The sequence below is a fragment of the Shinella zoogloeoides genome (genome assembly GCF_030733845.1).
Classification (GTDB): Bacteria; Pseudomonadota; Alphaproteobacteria; order Rhizobiales; family Rhizobiaceae; genus Shinella; species Shinella zoogloeoides_C.
The window spans coordinates 3,611,543-3,625,702 of record NZ_CP132311.1; the positions used below are offsets into that span (position 1 = coordinate 3,611,543).

Consider the following 14,160-nt stretch of genomic DNA (forward strand, 5'->3'; position numbering starts at 1 on the left):
GTTACCCCTTGCTCTTTGTCAGGACGAGCGTATCAGCGCGAACCGAAGATCGCCGATCCGACGCGCACGCTGGTCGCACCGAGGCCGATGGCGGCCTCGTAATCGCCGGACATGCCCATCGAGAGCTTATCGAGGTTGCAGCGCTCGGCGAGCTTGGCGAGCAGCGCGAAATGCGGTCCGGGATTTTCGTCCGCCGGCGGAATGCACATCAATCCCTCGATGACGAGGCCGAGTTCGTTGCGGCAGAGGGAGACGAAGGCGACCGTATCATCCGGCGCGATCCCGGCCTTCTGCGGCTCCAGCCCGGTATTGACCTGGACATAGAGCCGCAGCGCACGGCCCTGCCGCGCCATCTCGGCGGCGATCGCCCGGGCGATCTTCTCCCGGTCGACGGTCTCGATGACGTCGAACAGCGCGACGGCTTCCGCCGCCTTGTTGGATTGCAGCGGGCCGATTAGGTGCAGCTCGATGCCCGCCGTCTCCGCACGGAGCCCGGGCCACTTGCCCTGCGCTTCCTGCACGCGGTTTTCACCGAAGACACGCTGGCCGGCCGCGATCGCCGGGCGGATCTCCTCCGCGCCGAAGGTCTTGGACACCGCGACGAGGCTCACCGATTCGGGCCGCCGGCCGGCTTCGGCGGCCGCCTTGCGCATCCGGTTGCGAACGTCTTCGAGACGGTCCTGCAGCTCCATGATCACTCTCCATCTGTATCCTCTCCCGGACCTAGCGAAATCGGCGTCGCTTGCCAAGCGCGGGCGGGCGTCGCGCGTGGGTGCGGGGCCGGAAAACTTGACGCTTCGGCGGTTTCATGATGAAGGTCTCGGCACCATATTCGCATGGGCGAACCGCCCGAAAAGACTTCCAAAGACTTCCGGAACATCAAAGACATGGCCACCGAACGTTACAATCCGCGCGATGCCGAGCCCCGCTGGCAGGCAAAATGGAACGACGAGAACGTCTTTCTGACCGACAACGATGACCCGCGCGAAAAGTACTACGTGCTTGAGATGTTCCCCTATCCGTCGGGCCGCATCCATATGGGCCATGTGCGCAACTACGCCATGGGCGACGTGGTAGCGCGCTACAAGCGCGCACGCGGCTTCAACGTGCTGCATCCGATGGGCTGGGACGCCTTCGGCATGCCGGCCGAGAACGCCGCCATGCAGAACAAGGTCCACCCGAAGGGCTGGACCTACGAGAACATCGCCACGATGCGCAAGCAGCTCAAATCCATGGGCCTGTCGCTCGACTGGTCGCGTGAATTCGCCACCTGCGATGTCGAATATTACCAGCGCCAGCAGCACCTCTTCCTCGACTTCCTGGAAAAGGGCCTCGTCTACCGCAAGCAGTCCAAGGTGAACTGGGACCCGGTCGACCACACGGTTCTCGCCAACGAGCAGGTCATCGACGGCCGCGGCTGGCGCTCGGGCGCGCTGGTCGAGCAGCGCGAGCTGACACAATGGTTCTTCCGCATCACCGATTTCAGCCAGGATCTGCTCGATTCGCTGGAGACGCTCGACCAGTGGCCGGAAAAGGTCCGGCTGATGCAGAAGAACTGGATCGGCCGCTCGGAAGGCATGCTGGTGCGCTGGGAGGTTTCCAGCGGCGCGGAGCTGACGAGCGAGAAGGACATCACGGTCTACACGACTCGTCCCGACACGCTGTTCGGCGCGTCGTTCCTCGCCATTTCCGCGGACCATCCGCTGGCACGGGAAGTCTCGGCGAAGAACCCCGAGATCATGGCGTTCTGTGAGGAATGCCGCCGTGCCGGCACCTCGCTCGCCGCGCTTGAGACCGCCGAGAAGAAGGGTCTGGACACCGGTATCCGCGTCCGTCATCCCTTCGATCCGAGCTGGGAACTGCCTGTTTATGTCGCCAACTTCGTGCTGATGGATTACGGTACGGGCGCCATCTTCGGCTGCCCCTCCGGCGACCAGCGCGACCTCGATTTCGCCCGCAAGTACGACCTGCCAGTCGTACCCGTCGTCATGCCCGGGGATGGCGATGCCGCCACCTTCGCGATCGGCGACGAGGCCTATGTCGGCGACGGCGTGATGATCAATTCGCGCTTCCTCGACGGCCTCGGCACCGAGGAAGCCTTCGAGGAGGTGGCAAAGCGCCTTACCGCCGCCATGCTCGGCAACGCGCCGGTGGGCGAGCGCAAGGTGAATTTCCGCCTGCGCGACTGGGGTATTTCGCGCCAGCGCTACTGGGGCTGCCCGATCCCTGTCATCCATTGCGACGGTTGCGGCGTGGTTCCCGTGCCGAAGGCCGACCTGCCGGTCAAGCTGCCCGACGACGTGACCTTCGATAAGCCGGGCAACCCGCTCGACCGGCACCCGACCTGGCGCCACGTCGCCTGCCCGCAGTGCGGCAAGGACGCCCGCCGCGAGACGGACACGATGGACACTTTCGTCGATTCGTCCTGGTATTTCGCCCGCTTCACCGCGCCCTGGGAGAACGACCCAACCGATCCGGCCGCCGCCAACGCCTGGCTGCCGGTCGACCAATATATCGGCGGCATTGAGCATGCGATCCTGCATCTGCTCTATTCGCGCTTCTTCACCCGCGCCATGCAGGTGGCCGGCCATGTCGACCTGAAGGAACCCTTCAAGGGCCTCTTCACCCAGGGCATGGTCGTGCACGAAACCTATAGCCGCGCCGTCGACGGCAAGCGCGAATGGGTGACGCCCGCCGAGATCCGCATCGAGGAAGCGGACGGCAAGCGCCGCGCGACCCATCTCGAATCCGGCGAAGAAATCGCCATCGGCTCGATCGAGAAGATGTCGAAATCGAAGAAGAACGTCGTTGATCCCGACGATATCATCGCCTCCTACGGCGCCGATACCGCCCGCTTCTTCGTGCTCTCCGATTCGCCGCCGGACCGTGACGTCATCTGGTCGGAAGCCGGCGTCGAAGGCGCGCACCGCTTCGTCCAGCGCGTCTGGCGCCTCGTCGCGGAGGCCGCGCCTGTCCTGAAGGCCGCCGAAAGCCGCCCGGGCAGCGAGGGGGAAGCCCTCGCCGTCTCGCAGGCCGCCCACAGGACGCTAAAGGCCGTTCAGGCCGATTACGACAAGCTGGCCTTCAACAAGGCTGTGGCGCGCATCTACGAATTCGTCAACGCGCTCGCCGCGCCGCTGACGGCCGCCGCCGCCGGCAAGGCCTCGCCGGAATTGGCCTCGGCCCTACGCGAGGCCGTGGCCATCCTCATCCGCATCGTCGCCCCCATGACGCCGCACCTGTCGGAAGAATGCTGGCGCGAGATCGGCGGCGAGGGCCTCGTCGCCATGTCCGGCTGGCCGGCCTATGACGACCGGCTCGTCGCTGAAAACGAGATCACCCTGCCGGTGCAGATCAACGGCAAGAAACGCGCGGATTTGACAATCGCCCGCGACGCGGACCAGAGTGCGGTCGAACAGGCCGTGCTCGCGCTCGAGGCGGTCCAGGCCGCGCTTGCCGGCCAGAGTCCCAGGAAGATCATCGTCGTACCGCAGAGGATCGTGAATGTTGTTGTCTGACGGAACCGGCCTCTCGCGGCTTGCAAAAGTGCTTGCCGGCGTCGCGCTTATCGGTGCGCTCGCCGGCTGCCAGGTGCGGCCGCTCTACTCCACTCCGAGCGGCACGGAAGGCAAGCTTGCCTCCATCTCCCTGTCGGAGGCGGGCGACCGCGTAGAACAGCAGGTCCGCAACGACCTGATCTTCCTCTTCACCGGCGGTGCCGGCGAGGCGCAGAATGCGGTCTACCATCTGGAAATGGACGTGACCTCCAAAACCGTCGGCGTGCTGAACGACGTGCGGACCGATACCGCGCGCTCCGGCCGGGTCACCGTGACGGCGGATTACAACCTGACGAAGTCGGACTCCGGCGAAACGATCGCCTCCGGCAAGCGCTCCGCCGTCGCCATGGTCGATTTCCCGTCCCAGGAATTCGCCAAGCTGCGCGCGATCCGCGATGCGGAGAACCGCGGCGCCCGTGAGCTCGCCGAGCTGATTCGCGCGGATGTCGCTTCGGCGCTGGCGCGGCGCTGAGCCGGCTATGGCGGAAGTAAAGTCGCACGAATTCGATGCTTTCCTGAAACGGAAGCCTCTGCCCGCGCGGCTTCTCCTCGTCTACGGCCCCGACAGGGGTCTTGTTTCCGAGCGCGCCTCCGCGCTTGCCGTCACCAGCGGAGTCAATCTGGATGACGCCTTTTCTGTTGTGAAACTCGACGCCGGCGATATCGGCACCCAGCCCGGCCGCCTGATCGACGAGATGAACGCCATCGGCCTCTTCGGCGGCGATCGTCTCGTCTGGATCCGCAACGCCGGCAGCGAGAAGGGACTTTCCGACGGGCTCGAAATCCTCGCGGGCCAGCCCGCCGGCCCTTCCACGCTGATCATCGAGGCGGGCGACCTGAAGAAGGGGGCCGCCCTGCGCAAGGCCGCGGAATCCAGTTCCCAGGCCGTCGCCATCGCCTGCTACGCCGATGACGGCCGCGCCCTGCAGGCGCTCATCGACCAGGAACTCGCCGCCGAGGGCATGCGGATTTCACCGGCAGCGCGCGAACGCCTCGTCGAGACGATCGGCGGCGACCGGCTCGCTTCGCGCAATGAGGTCCGCAAGCTCGCGCTCTACTGTCGCGGCAAGGAACTGATCGAAGAGCAGGACGTGGAGGAGATCGTCGGCGATGCCAGCGCGATTTCCACGGACGACGCCATTGACGCCATCCTGAAGGGCGACCGGGACGGCTTTATGCACGCGATCCAGAAGATCGTTTCGTCGAAAACCCCTGTCTTCCTCGTCCTGCAGGGCTGCATGCGGCAGTTCCAGCTTCTCGAGTTGATGCGGGCCGAAATGGATGAGAAACGGGCGCCGGCCGCGCAAGCCATGGCGACCTTCGGCCGCCATCTTCACTTCCGGCGCAAGCCGATCATCGAGAACGCGCTGAAAACATGGACAGGCCCCGCCATCCGCCGTGAAACCCAGCGCCTGCAAGCCGCTATCCTGCAAAGCCGGCAACGGCCGGCGCTGGAAGACACGATTGCCATGCAGACCATGCTGGCCACCGTCCTGCAATCCGGTCGCCGCTGAATCCGGCTAACGAATCTAGCGGCGCTCCAGAAGCCGGCAGATTTCTTCCAGCTGTTCCAAGGTCTTGTAGGCGATGCGCAAATTGCCGCCATTGCCCTTGTGGTTCACCGTGACATCGAGCCCGAGAACGTCCGAAAGCGTGCGCTCCAGCGCCAGCGTATCGGCATCCTTCTCGTCCTTGTGTGCCACGGCCTGGCCGTGGTTGGGGTCGCTCTGCGCCTTGATGTCGTTCTGCGCGATCCGCTCGGCATCGCGCACCGACATGCCCTTGGCCACGATATTCTTCGCCAGGGCAACCGGATCGGAGGTCGGGATGAGCGCGCGGGCATGTCCGGCGGAGAGCGTGCCCGAAGCCAGCATTTCACGCACCGGCTCCGGCAGCTTCAGCAGCCGAAGGCTGTTTGCCACATGGCTCCGGCTCTTGCCGATGATCTCGCCGAGGTCGTTCTGCGTGTAACCGTGATCCGCGATCAGCAGCTCGTAGCCCATTGCCTCTTCAAGCGGGTTGAGGTCGGAGCGCTGGACGTTTTCCACGATGGCGATTTCCAGCGCCGTCCGGTCGTCCACATCGCGGATGATGACGGGAATATCCACCAGCCCCGCGAGCTGCGCCGCACGCCAACGCCGCTCACCCGCAATGATCTCGTAGCGGTTGTCCGCGATGGTGCGCACGACGACCGGCTGCACGATGCCGTGCTGGCGGATCGACGAGGCGAGGTCCTGCAGCTCCGATTCATCGAAATAGCGCCGAGGATTGCGGGGGTTTCGGCCGACGAACTCGATCGGAACCAGCCGATCCGGATTGACCGCCGCTTGGTTGCCGATATCGGCCGCCGGAAGCTGGTCCATTTCACCGATCAGGGCGGCAAGGCCGCGGCCGAGGCGCCGCTTGGAGTTGTCTTCATTCATCGGTTCTACTCACGAATACTGGAATCAGGCAGCCTTGCGCTGCCTCTCACGCTGGATCACTTCGGAGGCGAGCTGAAGGTAGGCCTGGCTCCCGGCGCATTTGAGATCGTAGAGAATGGCCGGCTTGCCATAGGATGGCGCTTCGGAGACGCGCACATTGCGCGGAATGAGCGTGTGATAGACCTTTTCGCCGAGATGAGTGCGCACGTCATTGACCACTTGCTGCGCAAGATTGTTACGCGAGTCGAACATGGTCAGCACGATACCCTGGATATCGAGCCGTGGATTAACGGTGCGGCGCACCTGATCGACGGTTTCCAGCAACTGGCTGAGGCCTTCGAGCGCGAAGAACTCGCATTGCAGCGGCACCAGGACTGAATGCGCCGCAGCCAGCGCGTTCATGGTGAGGAGATTGAACGAGGGCGGGCAATCGACCAGCACGTAAGAGTAAGACAGCGCATCGGCGGCGGCGAGCGCCCGCTTCAGCCGGAAGACACGATCGCTCTGCTGCGCGATCTCCATTTCGATACCGAGCAGGTCCATGGTCGACGGAATGATGGACAGGTTCGGTACGGCGGTCTCAAGCGCCGTATCGGCAACACTATGGCTGCCGATCAGGAGATCATAGGACGACAGCTCGCGATTGCGGCGGTCGATTCCAAGGCCCGTGCTGGCATTGCCCTGCGGATCGAGATCGACGATCAGGACGCGCTCGCCGATTGCCGCAAGCGCCGTCGCCAAGTTGATCGCGGTCGTCGTCTTGCCGACGCCGCCCTTCTGGTTCGCGATGGTGATGATCCGGTTCTTTTCGCCTATCATGGACGCCGCCAGTCTAAGGTTTGTGCGAAAGGTTCGACACTTCGAGCACGACGGAATCCGGCTCGACGATGCTGGCATGTTTTACCAGATCGAATCTCCACCGACCAAGCGCTTTATCGACCTCGCGCTGGTAATCCCGGCCTTTATGAAGGAAAAAGCGTAAATTCCCGTTGCGCTGCACCCACGGCAGGCCGAATTGCATTAGCAGATCGAGGTCTGCCAGCGCCCGCGCCGAGATGGCGTCACAAGATTTTATCGCTTCGGGTGCGTCTTCGATTCGGATTGGATGAATGGACGCCCTGGCACCCGTCTCGAGGATGGCCGTCCGCAAAAATGCGGCTTTCTTGTTGTTGCTTTCGACAAGATGAACCCAGCCGTCCCCGATACCAGCCAGCAGAATGCCCGTCACGATGCCTGGAAATCCACCACCACTACCCAGATCAACCCATATACGGGGCCCGGAATACAGCGCATAGATCTGCGCGCTATCGACAACGTGACGGTTCCAGGTTTCTGAAAGCGTCGAAGGCGCGACGAGATTGATGGTTTTCGCCCATTTCTGGAAGAGCGAGACAAAACTGTTCAGTCGGTCCAGAGTTTCACGTGAAACATTCAGGCCGTTCAATTCGCGAGGTAGGGAATTCATGCACTTTCCGCTCGATTGCCCACATCGGTGGGAATACGCTTGAGATAGGCCAGAAGAAGGGTGAGCGCCGCCGGCGTCATGCCATCGACGCGCGCTGCCTGGGCGAGATTGGATGGGCGCGCCGCCGCCAGCTTCTGGCGAAGTTCGATGGAGAGACCGGGCAGCGCGCTGAAATCGAAGCCATCCGGAATCCATCGCTCCTCTTCGCGCCGAGCCTCGGCAATATCCGATTCCTGCCGGTTCATATAAACCGCATAACCGGCTTCGATCTCAATCGCATCGCGAACCCGGCGGGAGAAAGGCCGGAGTTCGTCCGGCCAGACATCAACCAGACGCGCAAAATCAATGTCCGGGTAGGCGAGCAGGTCATAGCCGCTTCGCCGCACGCCATCCTGATTGATCCGGATGCCATGACCAACCGCCTCATTCGGAGACAGCTTGAGCGTGTTAAGCCGATCACGCGCCTCTTTCATCTCTCCCGACCAAGCGTCAAACCGCTGTACCCGTTCAGTACCAACAATGCCGAGCCGCATTCCCAGCGGCGTCAGCCGCACATCCGCGTTGTCGGCGCGGAGAGACAGCCGGTACTCAGCGCGGGAGGTGAACATCCGGTAGGGTTCGGTAACCCCGCGGGAGGTCAGGTCATCGATCATCACGCCGATATAGCTATCCGTGCGGCTGAAGATATGGCCATCGACGCCGGCAGAAAGCCGCGCTGCATTCAGGCCGGCAACCAGACCCTGGGCTGCAGCCTCTTCATAGCCGGTCGTGCCATTGATCTGGCCCGCGAGAAAGAGGCCGGGCTGACGTTTAACTTCCAACGTGGCGGAGAGCTCGCGCGGATCGACATGATCATATTCGATCGCATAGCCCGGCTGTATGATGCGGACGTTCTCCAGCCCCGGAATGGTGCGGATGAAAGCGTCCTGCACATCAGCGGGCAGGGAGGTCGAGATTCCGTTCGGGTAGACGGTAGAATCGTCAAGACCTTCCGGCTCCAGGAAAATCTGGTGGCCGTCCCGTTCACCGAACTTGACGATCTTGTCTTCAATGGAGGGGCAGTAGCGCGGACCGACACCTTCGATCTGCCCGGAATACATGGCGGACTTTCCGATATTCTCCTCAATAATGCGGTGAGTAGCCGGCGTGGTCCGGGTGACGCCGCATTCGATCTGCGGTGTGGAAATGCGGTCCGTCATAAAGGAAAACGGCACCGGATCCTCATCCGCGGCTTGCCGCCCGACCGCATTCCAACCGATCGTCTGCCCATCCAATCGTGCCGGCGTGCCGGTCTTCAAACGCGCAAGCCGAAGCCCCAAGCGCTCGAATGTGAGCGACAATCCGAGGGACGGTTCTTCTCCGACACGGCCGGCAGGTATCTTTTCGTTACCGATATGAATTAGTCCGCGCAGGAATGTACCTGTTGTTATGACGACCGCGCGGCAAGAAAGACGGCGCCCATCCTTCATGGAAACGCCCGCAACATGTCCGTCTCGAATATCGAGATCGAAAGCATCGCCCTCAATTACATCGAGATCGGGGATCGCTGCGATCTCCGCCTGCATGGCTTCGCGATAGAGCTTTCGGTCAGCCTGTGTGCGCGGACCGCGGACAGCAGGACCCTTCCGACGATTGAGCAAACGAAACTGGATGCCGGCACGATCCGCGACACGGCCCATAAGACCATCCAGCGCGTCGACCTCGCGGACAAGATGGCCCTTGCCGAGCCCGCCAATTGCCGGGTTGCAGGACATGACCCCGATGGTGGCCGCCTTATGCGTCAACAACGCCGTGCGCGCGCCGGATCGGGCAGCGGAAGACGCTGCTTCGACACCGGCATGGCCACCGCCCACCACCACAACATCATATGTGTTCATTGCATTCATATCGCACCTACCTGTTTCACGTGAAACGCCTGAAGCGACTCGCACACGTTGCAGTGTTTCACGTGAATCATTTGCCTATGCAGAATTCCGAAAAAATGACGTCGAGAAGATTTTCGACATCGACGCGTCCAGTCACACGCCCGAGCGACTGACCGGCAAGCCGAAGGTATTCAGCCTGGATATCAAGCCCATTGGTCGCCTCAATAGCACGACGGATATTTTCCCTGGCCGTCGACAAATTGAGGATATGGCGTTGCCGGGTCGGTAATGCCAGCGCACTGCCGGCCTCAAGGTTGGGAAGATGGCGGCCAATGGCATCCAGCAGGTCGGATACCCCGTCGCCCGATTTTACCGAGATCGTAACATCTGCACCATCCTCAGGCCAAGGTGTTTTCACTTGGTCTGACTTGGTCCTCACGCGAAGCGTCTGGCCGTCATAGATCCCGTCCAATGAAGTCCATTGCGCATCCTCCGACAGCAGCAAGAGAAGGTGCGCATCGCTCATAGAGAGATGAGTCCGGCGGATTCCCTCCCGTTCGACAATGTCCTCTGTCGCCCGCAGTCCCGCCGTATCATAAAGGCGAACCGCGAAACCGGACAGATCGAGATCGACATGCAGAACGTCACGTGTCGTGCCCGGTATATCCGTCACGATGGCGACGTCACGCTTCGCCAGATGGTTCAGCAAGCTCGATTTCCCGGCATTCGGCGGTCCGGCGATAACAACCTTCAGGCCATCACGCACGATCTCGCCAGTGCGCGCATCGGCAACGTGGTTAAGAATTTCCTGCTCCAGCGCATGCATATCGCGCCAGATTGATGACGCGACGGAACCGGGCACGTCGTCTTCGTCGGCAAAATCCAGCTCTGCCTCGATCATCGCGCGTGCATGGGTCAATCGTTTCGCCCACGACTCGTAGAGCAATGACAATCCGCCCGAGGCATGTTCCGCCGCGAGGCGCCGCTGCATTTCCGTCTCCGCAGCGATAAGATCCGCCAGGCCTTCCACCTCAACGAGATCCATGCGACCGTTGAGGAAGGCGCGTCGCGAAAATTCTCCCGCCTCTGCCGGCCGCAGACCTTCCATGGATTCAAGCGCGGCGAGTACGGCTTTCACGGTGGCCCGACCGCCGTGAATCTGGAGTTCGGCGCAGTCCTCGCCGGTAAACGAGTTAGGGCCGGGAAAAACGAGAATCAGGCCTTCATCGAGTTTGTTACCATTACGATTCCGAATCGATAGTAGGGACGCGCGGCGCACCGGGGGTATGCGCCCGCACAACTCCTCGACGGCCTGCAGGCTTCTTGCGCCGCTCAAACGGATGACGGCAACCCCGGAAGGAAGGCCGCCGCTCGACAAAGCGAAGATTGTATCCGTTGCACTCATTCCATCCATTCCGGTTACGAATCGAAGTCTTCGTTTCGGAGAAGAATCGAATATTTCATTCTTGAACGAAAAATGGCCCCGTCTTGCGGCGGGACCATGTCTTAAAACGGAAAAGCACCGCGATCAGGTGTTCATCGATTCGAAGAAGTCGCCGTTGTTCTTGGTCTGCTTCAGCTTGTCGATCAGGAATTCGATCGCATCCGTGGTGCCCATGGGGGCGAGGATGCGGCGAAGAACAAAGATCTTCTGGAGATCCTGGCGCGGTACGAGGAGGTCTTCCTTGCGCGTGCCGGACTTGAGGATGTCCATGGCCGGGAAGATGCGCTTGTCGGCAACCTTTCGGTCGAGCACGATTTCCGAGTTGCCGGTGCCCTTGAACTCTTCGAAGATGACTTCGTCCATGCGGCTGCCGGTATCGATCAGGGCCGTCGCGATGATCGTCAGCGAGCCGCCTTCCTCGATATTGCGCGCCGCGCCGAAGAAGCGCTTCGGGCGCTGCAGGGCGTTTGCGTCGACACCGCCGGTCAGGACCTTGCCCGAGGACGGAACGACCGTGTTGTAGGCGCGACCGAGACGCGTGATCGAATCAAGCAGGATGACGACGTCGCGGCCGTGCTCGACAAGGCGCTTGGCCTTCTCGATGACCATTTCGGCGACCTGCACGTGGCGCGTAGCCGGTTCGTCGAAGGTCGAGGAAACCACTTCGCCCTTCACCGACCGCTGCATATCCGTCACTTCTTCCGGACGCTCATCGATCAGGAGGACGATGAGATAACATTCCGGATGGTTCGCGGTGATCGAATGGGCGATGTTCTGGAGCAGAACCGTCTTACCCGTGCGCGGCGGCGCGACGATCAGGCCGCGCTGGCCCTTGCCGAGCGGCGCGACGAGATCGATGACGCGCGGCGACAAATCCTTTGAAGTCGGGATTTCCAGTTCCATCTTGAAGCGCTCATTGGGATAGAGCGGCGTCAGGTTGTCGAAATGGACCTTGTGGCGGATCTTTTCCGGGTCGTCGAAATTGATCGTGTTGACCTTGAGAAGCGCGAAATAGCGTTCGCCTTCCTTGGGGCCGCGGATCGGGCCTTCAACAGTATCGCCGGTCTTCAGCGAGAAGCGGCGAATCTGCGAGGGGGAGATGTAGATATCGTCCGGGCCCGGCAGGTAATTCGCATTGGCCGAGCGCAAGAAGCCGAAGCCGTCCTGCAGCACTTCCACGACGCCCTCGCCGATGATTTCCACATCCTGCTCGGCCAGCATCTTCAGGATGGCAAACATCAGCTCCTGTTTGCGCATCGTGCTCGCGTTCTCGACCTCGAGCGATTCGGCGAAAGCCAGGAGGTCGGTCGGAGTCTTGTTCTTGAGGTCTTGTAGCTTCATTTCGGCCATGAATGGTCCATGCTGCGGGTCTTAGGATGGGAAAAGGCGTGCGGGTCAGGGAGGAACTGCGGGGGGTTCATGCAGTTCACTGAACGAATACACATGCCACGAAAGATGAGATGGGGCGGAAAATAGCGTTTCAGGCGCTGCCCCGCAAGGGGGCCTTGCAATTTCGTTCGATTTGTCGCGGCCGCTCAGAACGGCTTGACCACGACCATCACGACGATGAGGATCATCAGCAGCGCCGGCGCCTCGTTCCAGATGCGCCATTGCCGCCCAGTTTTCACGTTGAGATCCTCGGCAAAGGCCTTCACCGCCCGGCCATAGAACTGGTGCACGCCCGTCAGCAGCACGACGAAGGCGAGTTTGGCATGCAGCCAACCACCCTGGAAACCATAGACGGACCAGGCGAGATAGAGGCCGAGCAGCCAGGAAAGACCCATGGCCGGCTGCATGATCGTGCGGTAGAGGCGCTGCTCCATCACCTTGAAGGTCTCCGACTGGGCGGACCCGGCCGGCGCATCCGTGTGGTAGACGAAGAGCCGCGGCAGGTAGAGCAGCCCGGCCATCCAGGAGATGACGGCGACGATGTGGAGCGCCTTGATCCAGAGATAGAGATCATCCGGCGGGTAAAGAACCAGGAGGATCGCGATGAGGGCGAAGACGGCGAGGGCGACGGCGGCGCGCCGCCGCGCCCGGCGCCCCGCGCTCTCGCCCGTCTGCATCTCGCTCACCGGTTTTCCCCGCGCACTCGCGCCACCAGCCGCGTGACGTTTTCCGGGTCGGCCTGCGGCGTGATGCCATGGCCGAGATTGAAGATCAGCGGGCCGTTGCCGAGCACCTGCAGGATGGCATCGATACCCTCGTCGAGCGCCGCACCGCCGGCGACCACCCGCATCGGATCGAGATTGCCCTGCACCGGCCCTTCCTTCTGCAACTCGGCGGCAAAGGAGAGCGGCACAGACCAGTCGAGGCCGATGGCATCCGCGCCGGTTTCCTGGCGGTAGCTCTTCAAAAGCAGCCCGGCGCCTTTCGCGAACGCGATGATCTTCGCCTGCGGCCGTCGCTCTTTGACCGAGCGGATAATCCGGCGCACGGGACGGACAGCGTACTCGGCAAATTCCTTCTCCCCGAGCACACCTGCCCAAGAATCGAAGATCTGCACCGCATCGGCGCCGGCATCGATCTGTGCCACGAGGTAATCGGCGGAAAGCTCGGCCAGCACATCGAGCAGATACGCGAAGGCTTCCGGCTCCCGATAGGCAAAAAGCCGCGCGGGCGCCTGGTCCGGCGTACCGTGGCCGGCGATCATGTAGGTGGCAACCGTCCAGGGCGCCCCACAGAAGCCGAGCAGCGCCGTTTCCTCCGGCAGGGCCTGCCGGATGCGCCCGACCGCCTCTATGACCGGCTGGAGGTGTTTTGCGACGCCGTCCCCCTTCAGTGCCCGAATGCCATCCGGATCGATCGGGTCCATCCGGGGTCCATGCCCCTCTTCAAAGCGGACATTACGCTTCAAGGCATCGGGAATGACCAGGATATCGGAAAACAGGATCGCCGCATCGAAGCCATAGCGGCGGATCGGCTGGAGCGTGACCTCGGTTGCAAGGTCCGGCGCGTAACAGAGATCGAGGAAACTTCCGGCCGCTGCGCGCGTTGCCCTGTATTCCGGCAGGTATCGTCCAGCCTGACGCATCAGCCAGATCGGAGGAGGCGAAACCGTCTTGCCGTTGAGGACATCGACGATCTTCCGGTTTTTCGCAGCCAAAACGGGGTTCTCCTAATAAAGAAATAATCTCTTTTAAGAAGGTTTCTATTTCTTAGAGTCGGTGACTATCAAGGATTAAATCCTTTCCACAAAAACCCTGCGGCGCCGTGGGCGGGCAGGAAAATCGGAACCGAAAAGCGTCGTTTCGTTCGAGGAGACGGGAAAAGCGGATTCCCCGTTTGGAATCAAAAGGATTCGCGATACCGCCAAAAGCCCTTTTCTGTGGGTGGCCTGTGGACAAGCGCGACACTATGCCATGTCCATGAGTCTTTTCCACATGCGCGCCGAATTCGCCTCCCG

At 61.9% G+C, this 14,160-nt stretch carries 12 protein-coding genes; 3 read left to right on the forward strand and 9 right to left on the reverse strand.

The genetic code is table 11. The features are described from left to right. Positions 1-32 precede the first annotated feature (32 nt). Positions 33-692, reverse strand: a complete 660-nt coding sequence (locus Q9316_RS18710) for a YggS family pyridoxal phosphate-dependent enzyme (protein WP_306033066.1) — start codon at positions 690-692, stop codon at positions 33-35. Between the two features lie 195 nt (positions 693-887). Here Q9316_RS18710 and leuS point away from each other — a divergent pair, with 195 nt between their 5' ends. The 3 genes from leuS to holA are packed head-to-tail and all read left to right on the forward strand — an operon-like array spanning position 888 to position 5,071. Next, complete coding sequence (leuS, locus tag Q9316_RS18715; RefSeq protein WP_306033067.1) at positions 888-3,518, forward strand: leucine--tRNA ligase; 2,631 nt, start codon at positions 888-890, stop codon at positions 3,516-3,518. Then, positions 3,505-4,029 carry an LPS assembly lipoprotein LptE gene (gene lptE / locus Q9316_RS18720; RefSeq protein ID WP_306033068.1) on the forward strand — a complete coding sequence of 175 codons (525 nt, stop codon included), beginning with the start codon at positions 3,505-3,507 and terminating at the stop codon, positions 4,027-4,029. Before leuS ends, lptE begins: the two co-directional genes overlap by 14 nt. 7 nt (positions 4,030-4,036) lie before the next feature. Then, positions 4,037-5,071, forward strand: a complete 1,035-nt coding sequence (gene holA / locus Q9316_RS18725) for a DNA polymerase III subunit delta (RefSeq protein ID WP_306033069.1) — start codon at positions 4,037-4,039, stop codon at positions 5,069-5,071. Between the two features lie 15 nt (positions 5,072-5,086). On the opposite strand, the gene Q9316_RS18730 is transcribed toward holA, so the two are convergent. The 8 genes from Q9316_RS18730 to hemE all read right to left on the reverse strand — a co-directional run bounded on the left by Q9316_RS18730 (position 5,087) and on the right by hemE (position 13,860). After that, a complete protein-coding gene (locus tag Q9316_RS18730; protein WP_306033070.1) occupies positions 5,087-5,980 on the reverse strand; it encodes a ParB/RepB/Spo0J family partition protein in 894 nt (297 codons plus the stop codon). A 24-nt stretch (positions 5,981-6,004) separates the two neighbouring features. Then, on the reverse strand, positions 6,005-6,799 hold the full coding sequence (locus Q9316_RS18735; RefSeq protein WP_306033071.1) for a ParA family protein: 795 nt from the start codon (positions 6,797-6,799) through the stop codon (positions 6,005-6,007). Between the two features lie 13 nt (positions 6,800-6,812). Further along, on the reverse strand, positions 6,813-7,445 hold the full coding sequence (gene rsmG / locus Q9316_RS18740; protein ID WP_306033072.1) for a 16S rRNA (guanine(527)-N(7))-methyltransferase RsmG: 633 nt from the start codon (positions 7,443-7,445) through the stop codon (positions 6,813-6,815). Next, a complete protein-coding gene (gene mnmG / locus Q9316_RS18745; protein ID WP_306035358.1) occupies positions 7,442-9,322 on the reverse strand; it encodes a tRNA uridine-5-carboxymethylaminomethyl(34) synthesis enzyme MnmG in 1,881 nt (626 codons plus the stop codon). Before mnmG ends, rsmG begins: the two co-directional genes overlap by 4 nt. A gap of 76 nt (positions 9,323-9,398) precedes the next feature. Further along, the gene (gene mnmE, locus Q9316_RS18750) at positions 9,399-10,715 is read right to left on the reverse strand and encodes a tRNA uridine-5-carboxymethylaminomethyl(34) synthesis GTPase MnmE (RefSeq protein WP_306033073.1); all 1,317 of its coding nucleotides are present in this window, start codon (positions 10,713-10,715) and stop codon (positions 9,399-9,401) included. A 123-nt stretch (positions 10,716-10,838) separates the two neighbouring features. Continuing rightward, a complete protein-coding gene (gene rho, locus Q9316_RS18755; protein WP_306033074.1) occupies positions 10,839-12,104 on the reverse strand; it encodes a transcription termination factor Rho in 1,266 nt (421 codons plus the stop codon). Positions 12,105-12,289: 185 nt separating this feature from the next. Beyond that, on the reverse strand, positions 12,290-12,820 hold the full coding sequence (hemJ, locus tag Q9316_RS18760; RefSeq protein ID WP_306035359.1) for a protoporphyrinogen oxidase HemJ: 531 nt from the start codon (positions 12,818-12,820) through the stop codon (positions 12,290-12,292). A gap of 5 nt (positions 12,821-12,825) precedes the next feature. After that, on the reverse strand, positions 12,826-13,860 hold the full coding sequence (gene hemE, locus Q9316_RS18765) for a uroporphyrinogen decarboxylase (RefSeq protein ID WP_306033075.1): 1,035 nt from the start codon (positions 13,858-13,860) through the stop codon (positions 12,826-12,828). Positions 13,861-14,160 lie beyond the last annotated feature (300 nt).

Bases quoted from the DNA above. Each gene is read 5' to 3' on its own strand.
- Q9316_RS18710 (WP_306033066.1), bottom strand. From the start codon at position 692: ATGGAGCTGCAGGACCGTCTCGAAGACGTTCGCAACCGGATGCGCAAG.
- leuS (WP_306033067.1), top strand. From the start codon at position 888: ATGGCCACCGAACGTTACAATCCGCGCGATGCCGAGCCCCGCTGGCAG.
- lptE (WP_306033068.1), top strand. From the start codon at position 3,505: ATGTTGTTGTCTGACGGAACCGGCCTCTCGCGGCTTGCAAAAGTGCTT.
- holA (WP_306033069.1), top strand. From the start codon at position 4,037: ATGGCGGAAGTAAAGTCGCACGAATTCGATGCTTTCCTGAAACGGAAG.
- Q9316_RS18730 (WP_306033070.1), bottom strand. From the start codon at position 5,980: ATGAATGAAGACAACTCCAAGCGGCGCCTCGGCCGCGGCCTTGCCGCC.
- Q9316_RS18735 (WP_306033071.1), bottom strand. From the start codon at position 6,799: ATGATAGGCGAAAAGAACCGGATCATCACCATCGCGAACCAGAAGGGC.
- rsmG (WP_306033072.1), bottom strand. From the start codon at position 7,445: ATGAATTCCCTACCTCGCGAATTGAACGGCCTGAATGTTTCACGTGAA.
- mnmG (WP_306035358.1), bottom strand. From the start codon at position 9,322: ATGAACACATATGATGTTGTGGTGGTGGGCGGTGGCCATGCCGGTGTC.
- mnmE (WP_306033073.1), bottom strand. From the start codon at position 10,715: ATGAGTGCAACGGATACAATCTTCGCTTTGTCGAGCGGCGGCCTTCCT.
- rho (WP_306033074.1), bottom strand. From the start codon at position 12,104: ATGGCCGAAATGAAGCTACAAGACCTCAAGAACAAGACTCCGACCGAC.
- hemJ (WP_306035359.1), bottom strand. From the start codon at position 12,820: ATGCAGACGGGCGAGAGCGCGGGGCGCCGGGCGCGGCGGCGCGCCGCC.